This window comes from Flavobacterium sp. KH_035 (assembly GCF_057839565.1).
Window position 1 is genome coordinate 5287758 of the sequence record NZ_CM174492.1, and the last position, 15313, is coordinate 5303070.

At 34.6% G+C, this 15313-nt stretch carries 14 protein-coding genes; 5 read left to right on the forward strand and 9 right to left on the reverse strand.

The genetic code is table 11. The annotated features are described in order from the left end of the window. Positions 1 to 66: 66 nt before the first annotated feature. Positions 67 to 615: a 5' nucleotidase, NT5C type gene (locus AC3IS6_RS21315; RefSeq protein ID WP_489162334.1), complete on the reverse strand. Its 549-nt coding sequence runs from the start codon at positions 613 to 615 to the stop codon at positions 67 to 69. Positions 616 to 699: 84 nt separating this feature from the next. On the opposite strand from AC3IS6_RS21315, the gene AC3IS6_RS21320 reads away from it, so the two are divergent. From AC3IS6_RS21320 to AC3IS6_RS21340, 5 genes are all read left to right on the forward strand, one after another. Continuing rightward, the gene (locus AC3IS6_RS21320) at positions 700 to 1449 is read left to right on the forward strand and encodes a DeoR/GlpR family DNA-binding transcription regulator (RefSeq protein ID WP_173966412.1); all 750 of its coding nucleotides are present in this window, start codon (positions 700 to 702) and stop codon (positions 1447 to 1449) included. Positions 1450 to 1625: 176 nt separating this feature from the next. Next, on the forward strand, positions 1626 to 2435 hold the full coding sequence (locus tag AC3IS6_RS21325) for a DUF6597 domain-containing transcriptional factor (RefSeq protein WP_489162336.1): 810 nt from the start codon (positions 1626 to 1628) through the stop codon (positions 2433 to 2435). A gap of 157 nt (positions 2436 to 2592) precedes the next feature. Further along, positions 2593 to 3150, forward strand: coding sequence for a YybH family protein (locus AC3IS6_RS21330; protein WP_489162338.1), 558 nt, complete (start codon positions 2593 to 2595; stop codon positions 3148 to 3150). A gap of 427 nt (positions 3151 to 3577) precedes the next feature. After that, entirely contained in the window at positions 3578 to 4363 is a 786-nt protein-coding gene (locus AC3IS6_RS21335) for a helix-turn-helix transcriptional regulator (protein WP_489162340.1), read from the forward strand. Positions 4364 to 4466: 103 nt separating this feature from the next. Beyond that, on the forward strand, positions 4467 to 5588 hold the full coding sequence (locus tag AC3IS6_RS21340; protein WP_489162342.1) for a nuclear transport factor 2 family protein: 1122 nt from the start codon (positions 4467 to 4469) through the stop codon (positions 5586 to 5588). 97 nt (positions 5589 to 5685) lie between these two features. On the opposite strand, the gene AC3IS6_RS21345 is transcribed toward AC3IS6_RS21340, so the two are convergent. From AC3IS6_RS21345 to AC3IS6_RS21380, 8 genes are all read right to left on the reverse strand, one after another. After that, on the reverse strand, positions 5686 to 7134 hold the full coding sequence (locus AC3IS6_RS21345) for a TolC family protein (protein WP_489162344.1): 1449 nt from the start codon (positions 7132 to 7134) through the stop codon (positions 5686 to 5688). Then, positions 7127 to 10294 (reverse strand): efflux RND transporter permease subunit, encoded by a 3168-nt coding sequence (locus AC3IS6_RS21350; RefSeq protein WP_489162346.1) that lies wholly within the window; start codon positions 10292 to 10294, stop codon positions 7127 to 7129. The genes AC3IS6_RS21345 and AC3IS6_RS21350 overlap by 8 nt, the downstream gene beginning before the upstream one ends. A 24-nt stretch (positions 10295 to 10318) precedes the next feature. After that, positions 10319 to 11401, reverse strand: coding sequence for an efflux RND transporter periplasmic adaptor subunit (locus AC3IS6_RS21355; RefSeq protein WP_489162348.1), 1083 nt, complete (start codon positions 11399 to 11401; stop codon positions 10319 to 10321). Positions 11402 to 11575: 174 nt separating this feature from the next. Continuing rightward, positions 11576 to 11959, reverse strand: a complete 384-nt coding sequence (locus AC3IS6_RS21360) for a hypothetical protein (protein WP_489162350.1) — start codon at positions 11957 to 11959, stop codon at positions 11576 to 11578. A gap of 259 nt (positions 11960 to 12218) precedes the next feature. Continuing rightward, complete coding sequence (locus AC3IS6_RS21365) at positions 12219 to 12623, reverse strand: GNAT family N-acetyltransferase (RefSeq protein WP_489162352.1); 405 nt, start codon at positions 12621 to 12623, stop codon at positions 12219 to 12221. Between the two features lie 205 nt (positions 12624 to 12828). Next, positions 12829 to 13446 (reverse strand): hypothetical protein, encoded by a 618-nt coding sequence (locus AC3IS6_RS21370; protein WP_489162354.1) that lies wholly within the window; start codon positions 13444 to 13446, stop codon positions 12829 to 12831. Between the two features lie 177 nt (positions 13447 to 13623). After that, positions 13624 to 14016: an ACT domain-containing protein gene (locus tag AC3IS6_RS21375; RefSeq protein WP_489162356.1), complete on the reverse strand. Its 393-nt coding sequence runs from the start codon at positions 14014 to 14016 to the stop codon at positions 13624 to 13626. Positions 14017 to 14037: 21 nt separating this feature from the next. Then, positions 14038 to 15294, reverse strand: a complete 1257-nt coding sequence (locus AC3IS6_RS21380; protein WP_489162358.1) for an alpha/beta hydrolase-fold protein — start codon at positions 15292 to 15294, stop codon at positions 14038 to 14040. Positions 15295 to 15313: the final 19 nt, after the last annotated feature.

Sequence of the window (15313 nt, forward strand, 5' to 3'; positions counted from 1 at the left end):
TCAAAAGGTTTCTCCTTCAAAAAACAGGTTATTAAAAAATTCCTGTATGTTATCTTGTGTCTTCTCTTAGTTCAAATCAGTTACGATGTCTTTTTCTAGAACTTCAACGGCTTCTTTCCAGTTGTTTACTCTCAAGTGATGTGTTTGATTAACATTATGGAATGCTGTAAACATGATAGGTTTTCCCATGCAATGGTCTAAATTTTTTCGGTGATCGTCAATCATATAATCCGTATTGATAATTCTTTTGCTTCCGCATAAAATAATATTTTCCCAGGTGATAAAAGGAAAATATTCCGCAAGCCAGGCCACTTTTTCGGCCAGTGATACCGGAAATTCGGTTGCGGCAGAAACAATAAAAATTTCAAAGTTTTCCTGTAATCGACGTAAACTTTCGACTGCATCAGGCATTACAGGCAGACTTCTAAAAAAATTATCGGCATTTAAAACTTCACGCAAAAGTGTTCTGTCTTTAAAAGCATCTTCTTCACTTAACCCCCGAATAGTCTCTTTGGTAAGTGAAGCTCCACTCTCTTTATTGTACTGTTTTATTAATTGTATTTCGATGTCGGCAAGTACGCCATCCATATCAATGGCAATTGTTTTCTTTTTCATTTTGATTTATTTTGCAACAAATTTACGCAAATATTGCAAAGTATTGCAATTTTAACTTATTTTTGCAATATAAATTTGCATAAAATGAAAAAAGAAGAGCGTCAAAAAGTAATTCTAGAGTATTTATCAAAAGAACACCGACTTACTTTAATGGAACTTAGTGCCTATTTAAATGTATCAGAAGACACAATAAGACGAGATGTAAAAGAACTTTCGGATCAGGGATTATTAAAGGCTGTTCGTGGAGGCGCGGTTGCTCCCTCTCCGATTCCGCTGCATTTTAGAAACAGGGAAAAACACGATCTTGAAAACAAAAAGATAATTGCCGAAAAAGCAATCTCTTATTTAAAAGACGGTCAGGTAGTTTTTATCGATGGAGGAACAACTTCTTTGGCTTTAGTAGCCAGCTTTCCTTACGATTTAAAAATCACCGTTATCACAAATAGCTTTCCTGTAGCAGCATTAATCGAAGATTTACCCAATATCGAATTGATTTTTGCAGGTGGTCGAATGTGCAAAACTTCCTTTACTACCGCAAGTATTGAAACGATCGATTTTTTTAGAAACTTCAGAGCCGACATTTGTATTCTTGGACTCTGCAGCATTCATCACGAACGTGGGGTAACTGGAATTTTATACGATGATTCTCAGATAAAAAGAAACATGATTCAACATTCTGATTTTGTTATTGCTTTGGGTTCTATCGAAAAGGTAGGAACAGCCGAATCGTATTCTGTTTGCCCAATTAAGGATATTAATGTACTGGTAACGAATATTGATCCGGAAGATGAAAGTTTAAAGTTTTACAAAGATGCAGGATTGACTATTGTTTAAAATGGTCATATGACGCCAATTCACAACACTTCGATTGCAATACTCCGACTTGTCTTTGCAATTTGTCTGTTTTGCTATTTTAAATTTGTTTTACATTTTTTTCATAACTTTACACCTATCAGCACATTAACAAAACAAACGCCATTTTAAATATTTGAGAAATTAAATTCAGTAAAATGCAATTTCAACATTTTTCACCATCCGAAATTCTAAAACCTTATATCAAACATTACTATATTTTTGAATCAGATTCAGATATAGAATTTGAGGATACGGTATTTCCGAGTGGCGAAATGGAAATAATTTTTAATCTTGGTGATGGTATTTGGGAATCATTGGTTGATAAAAACTTTTACAAAACTCCAAAGATTGAATTATGGGGTCAAATCACTAAACCCCTTGCTATAAAATCAAAAGGAAAACACACCATGCTGGGTATTCGATTTTATACCCATACCGCAGCCTACTTTTTTAAAGATGAAATTGGAGTATTTAACAATCAGATTTTCGACCTGGAAGATATAATTGGTAATCCAATAAAAAAACTACACAATCAGCTTTTAGAAACTTCCGATATTCAAAAAAGAATTGAGCTTATCGAAACATTTTTAATTCAGAAAATAATAACAAATCCTAAGCGATCTGACAAGATTGAAAAAGTAGCTCATATCTTATCCAGTTTGCTAAGCGAACCGACCGAAACTAACATCAGCAGCATTTCGGAAAAATATGGTATAACACCACGCTATCTACATAAATTAGTATTTCAGCATACCGGACTTGCCCCGAAATCGTTCAACAAAATTAAACGTTTTCAACACAGTCTTAAGCTCATTAACAATACCGAATACCCTTTTACCTCTATTGCTTATGATTCCGGTTATTTTGATCAGTCGCATTTTATAAGAGATTTCAAATTCTTTACCGGAACTACACCAACCTCCTATTTAGAAAATCAATTCCCTATCAACCATTTAATTCTTTAAAGGTACTACTGAGCATTAACAACACTATCCCTTAGTAGCTTAGCATCTAAGAACCTTAGCACCTTAATATAAAAAAAAAGTTCCGATTTGTACAATTCAGAAGTTTTTCCCCTTACTACCTTTGATAAAAATAATAGTAAATCTAAAAACTTTTAATATGAATTCTTTTAACAACTCATTGAAATTGAACCAAAAATCAATTTCTTTTTTTTCCCTTTTTTCTAAAGCTTTTTTTAACCGAAATCACATTTATACGGCATCAAAACTCTTTGCAATTACCTTATTACTTTCTGGTTGTAATTCTGTACCAAACACTGAAACAGCAGATTTAAGCGAGGCAAAAAATGCAATTCAAAAAAGCAATGCCATCTATTTTGATTCCTTTAAAAACAATGATCCTTCAATATTTATAGACCGATATGCGGAAGATGCTTCTATTTTACTCCCAAATGCACCTCAGATTTATGGAAAAGAAGATGCTGCCAGTTTTTTTCGAAAAGCCTATGATGAATATGGCTTAAGAGGTGGAAAATTTATCACCACAGCAGTATACGGTGATGGCGTAAAATATGTTACTGAAGAAGGTTTATGGCAGTCGTATAATTCCAAAGGCGAATTAATGGACGATGGTAAATTCCTGGTTCTTTGGAAGAAAACAGACAAAGGCTGGAAAATGTTTCGGGATTCATTTAGTAGTAATCGAAAATCAAAATAAGTAAAAAAACATTTGCTAAAAGCAGTTTCGTAGAATTGCGAAATATCTGATAATCGTCTATTTTACTTTCACAAGAATTTTTATCTTAGCCGAAGGTATACAGGCTCAAAGTTCACAACCTCATAAAGTTGTGAACTTTAACTGTAAAACAAAAAAAGTGATTTAAAACTGTACCAAAAAGCAAATGTATTTAGATAATCAGATTTTATTTTTCTTCAGCGCATTAGGAGCATTTAATTGTACTATCTTGAGTTTGTACTTTTTCTTCTTTACAAAAGAAAAAAACATTTCCAACTTTTTTTTAGGCGGATTATTAGCCGTGCTAAGCATTAGAATCTGGAAGTCAATCTTTTTTTACTTTAACCCCGGGCTTTCAAAAACATACTTGCAAATCGGTTTATCTGCCTGTTTTCTAATAGGACCCTTTTTGTTTTTCTATATTAAGGCTAAACAAAACTCGTTAAATATAGCTTTAGCGAAGTATTCAATTCTTTTTTTATTATTCCTTATTGTCTTTGTGGGAGTATTAGCTCCCTATCAGAATCATTTAGAATTATGGAAAAAATACATTTATTTAATCATCAACTTACAATGGATCGTCTTTATCATACTTTCTGCATTTTCTGTAAAACAAGTATTCGCGAAGATTCTCACTAAGTCCGACAAAATTAATTATGATGAGGTTTGGATACTCTCAGTATTGGGTGGTGTCTTCCTAATTTGGCTCGCTTATTTTACAGCTGCATACACCTCTTATATTTCAGGAGCTCTTTCTCTTTCTTTTGCTTTGTATTTATCGGGTATGGTTGTATTTTACAAACGAAATGAAACTTTTAAAGTACATCCTAAAAAAGAAAAATACGTTAACAAAATAGAGAGCGAAGAAGTCAATTCTATTCTTGAAAAAATACAGATCGCTTTTAACTCAAAGAACATTCACAAAAATCCTAATCTAACCTTAAATCTACTAGCGCAGGAAATCAAAATACGACCTCAACTCTTATCACAATTCTTAAATGACAATTTGAACAAAAGTTATACGCAATTCATAAACGAATACCGAATCGAAGAAGCCAAAAAAATACTCAAGCAGGACAGTAATCTAAAAATGGAAGTTGTAGCCGAGTATTGCGGTTTCAATTCAAGCAGTACTTTTTATAGCGCATTTAAAAAAGCGACAGGCACCACACCTTTAAACTACGCAAAAACCTGATTTTTTCTCTCAATTTATACTTCAGGAGTCTTAAATTATACATTTATTCACATTCAAATTTCACTAACTATAGCTTTGCGGAAAATTAAATTTCAAAAAGCTTATGAAAAAAGTTATCTATTTTATTGCACTATTATTTTCGTCAAGTTATTTATTGGCGCAGACAGAAGAGGAATTGGTCAAAAAATGCATTGAAAATTACATTGATGGCAGTTCTTACAACAGGCCTGATAACATTGAGAAGGCATTTTATTCTGAGGCCAATCTCTTTTTAAGTCATAAAGACAAAGATTTGTGGATTGTGCCTTCCAGCGAATATGCCAAATGGTTTAAAAAAGGTAATCAGGGGGAATTTAATGGTCGAATGGGCAGAATAATTTCACTTGATTTGCATAACGACATCGCTTTAGCTAAAGCCGAAATATTAATTCCTGACAAAAAAACGGAATTTATTGATTTGTTTTTACTCAAAAAGATTCAAGGCGAATGGAAAATAATCAGTAAATCTGCGAGTAGCATAAATACGAACAAATCAGGACAGCACATTCTGTTTATCGTTTCTAATGCTCATTATTATGGCAAATCGAACCTGGCAACGGGCAATAGTTTTTCTGAAATTATAAATGCTTACCATACTTTTAAAACAGGGGGATATACTGTTGATTTTGTAAGCCCGGAAGGAGGAAGTATCCCATTAGCCTATATCAACACATCCGACGCTTTACAAAAGCAATATTTATTTGATTCGGATTTTATGTATGCCCTGAAAAACACTAAAAAACCAGCAGAAATTGATTCAAAAATCTATAAAGCTGTTCATTACATCGGTGGTGGAGCTGCCATGTATGAGGTACCTGAAAATAAAGAAATTCAAGCCATTGCTTTAAGAGTATATGAGGAAAACAAGGGGATTATTTCTTCTGTTTGTCATGGAACTGCAGGAATTGTAAACTTAAAAACAAATGACGGCAATTATTTAGTCGCAGGAAAAAAAATTAGCGGTTATCCCGATTCATTCGAAAAACAAGATGGAGAATATTTTAAATACTTCCCATTCTTAATTCAAAAAACAATTGAAGAAAGAGGAGGTGTCTTTAAATTCTCGGCACGTAACATCTCCCATGTCGAAACGGACGGAAGAATTGTCACGGGACAAAATTTTCAATCGTCAAGTGGAGTGGCTTCAAAGATTATAGAATTAATAAACAATGCAAAAAAAGAGTAATACGCTATCGCAATCATCCAGACCTCTCCGGTCAACTAAAAAAGCCTTTCAGGAATTTACTCCCGAAAGGCTTTTATCTACAAGCTAACTATTATCTCTATTTCCAACCACCGCCTAAGTCTCTGTACACATGGACTGCAGCATTTAACTGTTCTTTTTTGGTATCTACCAATTCTAATTTTGCTTCTAATGCATCACGTTGTGTCATTAAAACTTCAAAATAATCAACTCTGGCCGATTTAAACAAATCGTTAGAAACGTCTATTGAGGTGTTTAGAGCATCAACCTGTTGCGATTTAAGATCATATCCTTTTTGTAAATTTTCGATCTTCGAAAGCTGATTGGACACTTCTAAGTAAGCATTCAAAATGGTACGATCGTAATTGTACAAGGCCTGAAGTTGTCTTGCGTTTGCACTGGCAAATTCTGCTTTAATAGCATTTCTGTTAATTAAAGGCGCAGCAAGATCTCCGGCCAATGAATACAAAATAGATTCCGGAAAAGTAAAAAGGTAAGAAGGTTTAAATGCCTGTACTCCTATCGCAGCCGAAATATTTAAAGATGGATAAAACTCGGCACGAGCCACTTTTACATCTAATTTTGAAGCTACTAATTCTAATTCTGCCTGTTTAACATCAGGACGATTCGCCAATAACTGAGACGGAATTCCAGAACTAACTGCTGCCGGTAATAAACTCAGGAAGTTGTTCGTATTGGTTCTTTTAATTTCCTGCGGATATCTTCCCAATAAAAAGTTGATTTTATTCTCTGCTTCTTTTATCTGCTGAAGAATTCCAAATTCCAGACTTTTTGAGGTTAAAACTTCCGCTTCAAACTTCTTCACGCCTAGTTCAGTAGCTCTGGCAGCCTGCTTCTGAATTTTTACAAGTTCTAAAGCATTAGACTGCAATTTGATGGTTTGTTTTACAATATCCAACTGCGTATCTAAAGCCAGTAATTCGTAATAAGAATCGGCCACTTCAGCAATAAGGTTGGTAATCACAAAGTTTTTACCTTCAACTGTTGCTAAATATCGGTTTAAAGCTGCTTTCTTAGAATTGCGCAGTTTTTTCCAGATGTCTACTTCCCAGTTAGCATAAGCCGAAATGGTAAAATCTCCCAGCGGATCAGGGGTTTCTACACCCGGTTTAATTTCTGTTGTAGCATCACCTGCACCCTGACTGGTGTAACGGCCCACTTTCTCTACTCCGGCTCCGGCACGAACACCAACAGTTGGTAATAGAAGTCCTTTTTTTACACGAATGTCATTTCTTGCAATCTCAATTTCCTGCAAAGTAATGTTTAATTCCTGATTGTTCTTAAGCGCAACATCAATTAGCTCTATCAGATTTTGATCTTTAAAGTAATCTTTCCAGACTAGTGTTGCCGTATTATTGTTTCCATCCTGAGTTTGTGCTGTTGCACCAAACGCTTCAGGAACCGGCGTGCTTGTTACTACAGTCTCAGGAGCAGGGGCTTTACACCCTGCAACCGTAAGACATATACCCAATGCAATACCGTATTGATATGATTTGAATTTATACATGATTGTTATCAATTTCTTCTGTTAATGGATTCTCTTCTTCATGTTTCACCAATTTGTATTTCTCTGCTATTTTTCCAAAGATGTAATACAAGCCCGGAATTACAAACACCCCGCAAATAGTTCCGATAAGCATACCTCCTGCAGCTGCAGTACCAATAGTACGGTTACCAATTTTTCCCGGACCGGTAGCAAAAGCAAGTGGTAATAAACCTGCAATAAAAGCAAATGAAGTCATCAAAATAGGACGGAACCTCGCTTTAGCTCCTTCCATCGCTGCTTCAAGAACTGATTTACCTACAGCATGACGCTGAATTGCAAACTCTACAATCAGTACGGCATTTTTACCCAATAAACCAATAAGCATTACCATCGCCACCTGTGCATAAATGTTATTTTCCAATCCTGTTAATTTCAGTAAAAGGAAAGCTCCAAAAATACCTGCCGGCAAAGAAAGAATTACAGATAGTGGTAAAATAAAACTCTCGTATTGCGCTGCCAGTACCAGATACACAAATCCTAAACAGATCAGGAATACCCAAATCGCCTGATTCCCCTGCGCCACCTCATCGGCAGAAATACCTGCCCAGTCAATGTCATATCCTCTGGGTAATTTTTTAGCAGCTACTTCCTGAATTACTTTAATCGCCGTACCAGAACTATAACCCGGTGCTGCAGAACCACTAATTTGCGTAGAAGTGTACATATTGTGTCGGGTAATTTCAGAAAGCCCGTATACCTTTTCCAATCTCATAAAAGCAGAAAAAGGCACCATTTCATCACGATTATTTTTTACATACAACTTTAAAATATCATCTGGCTGAGCACGATACTCCGGGGAAGCCTGAACAATTACTTTGTAGTTGATTCCGAATTTAATAAAACTAATTTCGTAGTTACTTCCCACAAGAGTTGACAACGTATTCATTGCGTTTTCGATCGAAACTCCTTTTTGCTGTGCCAAATCATTGTCGACTTTCATCATGTATTGAGGGAAACTCGAACTATAAAAACTAAATACATTGGATAATTCCGGATGTCTGTTCAATTCAGCAACAAAATCGTTATTTACCTGCTCCGTTTTTTTGTAATCCCCAGAACCGGTTTTATCTAATAAACGAAGCTCAAATCCCCCGGCAGCACCATATCCCGGTACAGCAGGCGGCTGGAAGAATTCGATATTTGCTCCCGCAATGTCTTTACATTTTTCCTCCATCTCATGCATAATCTCAAGAACAGATTCTTTTCTGTCGTTCCAGTCTTTAAGATTCACCAAACAAGTTCCTGAGTTTGCTCCTGTACCTTCAGACAGAATTTCATAACCTGCCAACGAAGAAACCGATTTCACTCCATCGATATCTTCTGCAATCTTTTGAACTCTTTCTGCAATATTATTAGTTCTTTCTAAAGATGAACCCGGAGGTGTTTGAATAACCGCATAAAACATTCCCTGATCCTCATTCGGAATAAATCCGGAAGGAACTGTGCTGCTTATTAACCATGTTCCGACACAAAATCCTACTAAAGCAACTATAGTAACAGCTCTTCTGTTTACGATTTTAGCTAATACATTTTGATATTTACCCTGAGCCAGGTTAAACTTATTATTAAAACCATCTATAAATACATTAACTGGTGTTTTCTTTTTAGGCTGACCGTGATTATTTTTCAACATCATTGCACAAAGTGCCGGTGTTAACGTCAAAGCCACAATACCAGAAAGTATAATAGCAGTTGCCATAGTAACAGAGAACTGTCTGTAAAATACTCCAACAGGACCAGACATGAATGCAACAGGAATAAATACCGCAGCCATCAGGAACGTAATCGCAATAATCGCCCCCGCAATTTCATGCATCGCTTTTTTAGTTGCTTTAAATGCTGACAGATGTTCTTCTTCCATCTTGGCGTGAACAGCTTCGATTACTACAATCGCATCATCGACGACGACCCCAATTGCCAATACTAAAGCAAACAACGTAATTAAGTTCAACGATATATCAAAGAATGTCATAAACACAAAGGTTCCAATTAACGATACCGGTACTGCAATTGCCGGAATAACCGTCGAACGCCAGTCGCCTAAGAAAAGAAATACGACTAAACCAACCAGAATAAAAGCTTCTACCAATGTGTGAATTACTTTTTCGATAGAGGCATCCAGGAACTTAGAAACGTCATATGAAATCTCATAATCCATTCCTTTTGGAAATTTTTGTTTGATTTTTTCCAATTTAGCCTTTACTTCTTCAATAACCTGATTGGCATTACTTCCAAAAGACTGTTTTAGTACGATAGCCGCAGATGGCTTACCATTTAAGTTGGAGTAAATATCATACATTGAACTGCCAAATTCAATATTGGCAACATCTTTCAAACGTAAAAGTTCTCCGTTAGCATTGGATTTTACGACAATATTTCCATATTGCTCTTTCGTGGTAAAACGTCCGGAATATTTCAATACATATTCAAATGCCTGAGAACGTTTACCTGAACTTTCTCCTGTTTTACCCGGAGAAGCCTCCAAACTTTGACTTGACAATGCTTCCATTATCTCATCGGCAGAAATTTTATACGCCAACATACGATCCGGTTTCAGCCAGATACGCATAGCATATTCACGAGTTCCCAAGATATCTCCGGAACCAATACCATTTACCCTTTTCAATTCTGAAAGTACGTTGATATCAGCGTAGTTGTACAAGAACTTCATGTCGGTATTTTTGTCTGTACTGTAAAGGTTCACGTACATCAACATACTTGGCACTTCTCGGGTAATTTTTATACCCTCTCTAATTACCAATGGAGGTAATTTATTGGTAACCGAAGCTACACGATTCTGAACGTTAACCGCCGCTTGATTGGGATCTGTTCCTAAGTTAAAAACTACTTTTATAGTGGCCTCACCATCATTTCCGGCATCAGAAGACATGTATTTCATTCCCGGAACTCCATTTAAAGCTCTTTCTAAAGGAATAATAACTGCCTTGATCATCAATTCACCGTTAGATCCCGGATAATCTGCAGTAACATTCACCATTGGTGGTGAGATTGTAGGGAATTGGGTAATAGGTAAATTCAATACCGACAATACTCCTAAAAAGACGATTATAAGCGATATTACTATCGACAGTACAGGTCTTTGAATAAATTTGTTAAACATTTTATATTTTTTTAATGATTAAACCTATTCTGCTTTTAAGCGTAAATTGTTCATTACCGCTTTAGGAGATTGGAATTCATATTTGATTTTGTCATTCTCTTTTACTTTCTGAACTCCTTCAAGTAAAATTTTGTCATTTTCGTTAAGTCCGGTTTTGATCACGTACAAATCAGGGATTTCGCCAGTTATAGTGATTTCTCTTGAAGTTACTTTATCGTTTTTATCGATCACAAAAACGTATTTTTTATCCTGGATTTCATAAGTCGCTTTTTGTGGAATCACGATTGCATTTTTAAGCGGTACAAGCATTTGAACCTGCCCGGTCTCTCCATTTCTAAGCAATTTTTCGGAATTAGGAAAACGCGCTCTAAAAGCGATGTTTCCGGTTTCATTGTTAAATTCACTTTCAATAACTTCTACATTTCCTTTTTCCTTAAAAGTTTCGCCATTAGCCAAAACCAGACTTACTTTATTATCAGCACGGTCTTTTACATTGGTTTCATATTGCAGGTATTCAGGTTCTGAAACATTGAAGTAAGCAAACATCTGACTGTTGTCTGAAAGACTCGTCATCAATTCGCCTTCATCAATAAGACTTCCTAATTTTAACGGAATACGATCGATAGTTCCGTCAAACGGAGCTCTGATTTCGGTAAATGATAAATGAAGTTTTGCCAGTGCTACTTCGGCTTTTGCAGATTGCAATTTTGCCTGCGCTACGCTTAGTTCGTTTTTAGAAACGATATTTTTGTCTGCCAGTAATTTGGAATTTTGCAGTTCGATTTCTACTGATTTTTGTTCAGCCTGCGCTTTAAGTAATTCTGCCTGATACATGTTTGGCATAATTTTGAACAACAACTGTCCTTTTTTTACAAATTGTCCTTCATCGACATAGATGTTTTGTAAAAAACCTTTTTCCTGAGCACGAATTTCAATGTTTCGTACGGATTTAATTTGTGAAACATACTGTTTCGTAAACGAAGTGTCTATTTTTACCGGATTGGTAGCGGTAAATTTTTCTACTTCTTCTTTTTCTTCTTTTTTAGCTGTACAACTAGTAAGGCACACTAGGGCAATTAAGCCAGTGAACAAGATAATTCTTTTCATGATTTTATTGGAAATTAAGCGATTGAGTGCTTGGAATACAGAGATTCCTTTGGATGAAAAAATGCATCAGCCAGCCTTAGTCAGAACTTAACTTTCATATAAGATGAGGTAGAAAAAAAATACATCAACAGAATATTCAGATCACAACTTTGGTAACCGATGTATACTGTTGAATCAAATTCTTAAAACTCGTTGAGTAATGTAGATAGGATTTGAGTTGCCAAAAAATGGCAGGAAGATTTTAAAACGATTGTAATCATTTACAGCAGTCTGACTTGCAAAGGAAAGGTACCAACTGTCAAGTAAACTATAGTTTGTTGCAAAAAACTTATTCGTAAGTCCATCTTTAAGATCATCACTTCCAAGATATTCTTCTTCAGTATCAATATCAGCATCTTCAATAATTGAACTGCCCTGCTCCTGATTGGTGAATTTTACCCTGTGCTTTTTCTCAAGATTATGAGGATGAGCATTTTTAGGAGTACCCGCATTAAGATATTGCCCTCCGCCTAACAGAAGCAAATTCATGAATACTAAAAATACTACTAACTTTCTCATTTGGGTGCGAAAGTAAGGAAAGTATCGAAAGAAAAAAAGATTTTTTTATAAGCTTTAACATTTAAAAAAGACGAAAACGTTTTCATGATTTTATTACACACTAATTCTGATAAAAAAACATCCTTTTTTGCTGAAAAATCATAAAAAATTAAGTCCTTATCAGAATCGAATTAATAAGACTCTCCAAATCAATAAAAAAACATCAAAATCGCAAATAACTGACACTGTATGTTTTATTTGCCAAAATTCACTTTATTTTCTATAGTAAAACTTCCATTATCATAAATTCCTTTCCTGCTTTTTTAAAAGTCTGATGGGTATCTTTCATTCCGAATTTCTCGTAAAAAGATTTTTTACTGGTTCGTGCATTGCACCAGACTTTTTTCAAATTTTTCTCTTTTGCGAACTCTAAAATGTACTTTACAAGTTCAGATCCGATGCCTTTTCCCTGATATTCTTCCAGAGTTGCCAATTTTCTGAACTGTAGTTCGTTATTATTCACAAAACAGGAAACTACTGCAACTAATTTTTCTGCTATAAAAACACCAAAATGCAGCCCTAAAACATCTTCTTCTAATTGTACAAACTCAAATGGCTGATCCGGCCACATCACTTCATGTCTGATCTGCCAGGTCTGAGAAGCTTTAATTGTTTTGATTTTCATTATTTTACTTCTTTTGGATTGCATCAAAATTACACGATTTTACAATTGCATTTTATCCTTTCCCAAACAATCATAAATTATTCAATATCATAACCATACAACAAATAAATCGAATTATAAAAATTCATTATTGCAGTAGTATTATCTATAAGTGCAAACGAGTTTCATAAATAAAAAAAGGGAATCAAAATTGATTCCCTTTCTACTATTTTACTTTAACATAAAATCGTTCTGTGTTGTTGCTGGTTATTTTTTCGACAACTCCATCAGTCACTTTGCCCACATTGATGACATGCAGCTCATCTCCATTTTCATTTATCGTACAATTCCAAACGGTTCCGTCAGATAAAAGAATGTCCGAAAACAATGCATCTGAGTTCTCTTTGTTGTAATACACTAATTTCTCAGACTTAATGAGTTTTTTTTCCTGCGTTTTCTTATTTTTCTCATAAGAAAAAATTTCACCGTCCTTGATTTCGATTAAGTCATCAAAATCTTTTTGTGAGGTTGTATTACTTTGATTAACAGCCCAAACTGGCTTATCTCCAACCATCTTCCAGGTTCCTACGGCCAACTTTAGAAGATTTTCTCTCAAAAATGTTCGTAAAGTATCTACTTTTTTAATCGATTCCTGACCTATTGTATTGTCAGGTTTAATTTTGGAAGCAACGTAAAATAAATCAATCGCTTTCTTATAATCGGCTTTTTCGTAGTAGTCTAAAGCTAATTCATATCTGCTTTTCTGAAATGCGATTTTAGCGTTGTTTTGAGCAAAATTTTTACAAGTGATTAATAAAACAATAAAAAATAGTTTCTTTTTCATTAATAATTCAGGTTTTTCATTTTTTTGCAAACGTAGTTTTTTAATATTAAACTTCCGCTTCATTTTTAACTTTTTTCGATTCAAATGTAATAAAAAACCTACCTATAGCGAATCTGAAAAAAGTTAATTTTTTTACCCCCTTGCATTTATTGCTGTTATCCAGTGACTTACATCAATTTAGACCGAAAATAAATTTAAGATCTCCATTGCCTTGTCTGTATCTTTTTGGGCTACAAAAATATGATCGTGATAAAAAGCGGCCACGACATTACAGCTTATTTCATGTTCTGAAAGTGCTTTTGAAAATGCAGCCGTTAAGCCAACTGCTTCTAATGATGAATGCACCGTGAGTGTTATCCATGACATTACAACTGAATAATCGAGCTTTAATGCGTCTGCAATTTCTTTTTTCAAAATCAGAGTAATTGCTTCTTTTTCTTTGAAAAACATCTCAATATCATTCAGTTCTACACCATCTAATTTTTCGACTTTACAAAAAACATAATCCCCCAAATTATGCTCTGGTCTCATGCTTTTAAGTAATTGTTGTAAATCTTTTTCTCCTGACATTTTAAGTTTTTGTTATATCTATTATTTTAATTTCTTTAGTTTTACCTTAGCTTCCGAGAAGTTTTTATCCAGTATCAAAGCCTTTTCATAACTTGCGATTGCATTTTTCTTATCACCATTTGCTTCATAAAAATCTCCAAGCGAATCATGAACATTTGGACTTTGAGGATAATTGGCAACATTTAACCTGAACAGATAACCTGCCAGCTCCATATCTTTTTTACCCAAAGACTGATAACCATAAGCATTTACTGTGTTTTCAGGAACGCTTACCTTGTAACCTAAGTGTTTTGATACATTTTCAAAATGCTTTTCAATTTTAGTAAAAACAGCTTTATTAAAATTAATCTGTTCCGGAATGGAAAGTTTTAACTGATTGAATTTAAATAAAAAACGAAGACCATCGTAAGTTGCAATCAATGGTACAGACCCATGATTATCATCGTTATAATATTGGTACTGATAATTCAAACCACTTTTTTTGTTCTTGCTTAGAAAATCATTGAAATCTAAAATGGAACGGATATGTCTTGTAAAAACCGTTGTATCTTTTCTGACTTTTACAACATTCATACTATCATCCATTGTATTGGCAGCTGCCATAAATAAGGAAACATTTGGCAGTTTTTTGTTTTCTATTTTTTTTTCAGTTGCAGCTAAAAATTTCTGGTGATCCCACCACAAACTCGGATCAATAGCAAGATAAGAATTGAATAAATGAGTATGATTCGTCAGGATATTCAGAGCTGTCAAACCTCCAAAAGAATGTCCTATCAGCGTTTTATAAGGTGTCGTAGGATACTTACCATCGATATACGGAATCAATTCTTTTTCAAGAAATTCAACAAATTTTTCTCCTCCACCAGACTGGTCACTTAAACTTTTTGGCACAAAGGGAGGATCAACTTCTGTATGGGTAGGCGTTAAATCTCGATTCCGATTGGTGTTCGTAATCCCCACTACTATCATTTCCGGACAATTTGTATTTCCGTTTACTTCGCTCATTTCTTCAATTATCCCAACAACTGAGCTAAAGTGTCCTTCGGCATCAAGTAAATAAACGACCGGATATTTTTGTTTTGCAAGGCTCGCATTCTGTGCACTTTTAGGAAGATGAATCCATATTTTTCTATTTTCGTTTAAAACTTTAGAAGAAATACTATCGATCGTTCCTATTTCAATTCTACTTTTATTTTGAGCAAATGCATAACTTGTCAGTAATCCAAATAAACCAACGAAGAGTATTTTTCTTTTAAAAACAATTTGTAAACTATTCATTTCTTATTGACTTTTTTCA

Bases quoted from the DNA above. Each gene is read 5' to 3' on its own strand.
- AC3IS6_RS21315 (WP_489162334.1), bottom strand. From the start codon at position 615: ATGAAAAAGAAAACAATTGCCATTGATATGGATGGCGTACTTGCCGAC.
- AC3IS6_RS21320 (WP_173966412.1), top strand. From the start codon at position 700: ATGAAAAAAGAAGAGCGTCAAAAAGTAATTCTAGAGTATTTATCAAAA.
- AC3IS6_RS21325 (WP_489162336.1), top strand. From the start codon at position 1,626: ATGCAATTTCAACATTTTTCACCATCCGAAATTCTAAAACCTTATATC.
- AC3IS6_RS21330 (WP_489162338.1), top strand. From the start codon at position 2,593: ATGAATTCTTTTAACAACTCATTGAAATTGAACCAAAAATCAATTTCT.
- AC3IS6_RS21340 (WP_489162342.1), top strand. From the start codon at position 4,467: ATGAAAAAAGTTATCTATTTTATTGCACTATTATTTTCGTCAAGTTAT.
- AC3IS6_RS21345 (WP_489162344.1), bottom strand. From the start codon at position 7,134: ATGTATAAATTCAAATCATATCAATACGGTATTGCATTGGGTATATGT.
- AC3IS6_RS21350 (WP_489162346.1), bottom strand. From the start codon at position 10,294: ATGTTTAACAAATTTATTCAAAGACCTGTACTGTCGATAGTAATATCG.
- AC3IS6_RS21355 (WP_489162348.1), bottom strand. From the start codon at position 11,401: ATGAAAAGAATTATCTTGTTCACTGGCTTAATTGCCCTAGTGTGCCTT.
- AC3IS6_RS21360 (WP_489162350.1), bottom strand. From the start codon at position 11,959: ATGAGAAAGTTAGTAGTATTTTTAGTATTCATGAATTTGCTTCTGTTA.
- AC3IS6_RS21365 (WP_489162352.1), bottom strand. From the start codon at position 12,623: ATGAAAATCAAAACAATTAAAGCTTCTCAGACCTGGCAGATCAGACAT.
- AC3IS6_RS21370 (WP_489162354.1), bottom strand. From the start codon at position 13,446: ATGAAAAAGAAACTATTTTTTATTGTTTTATTAATCACTTGTAAAAAT.
- AC3IS6_RS21375 (WP_489162356.1), bottom strand. From the start codon at position 14,016: ATGTCAGGAGAAAAAGATTTACAACAATTACTTAAAAGCATGAGACCA.
- AC3IS6_RS21380 (WP_489162358.1), bottom strand. From the start codon at position 15,294: ATGAATAGTTTACAAATTGTTTTTAAAAGAAAAATACTCTTCGTTGGT.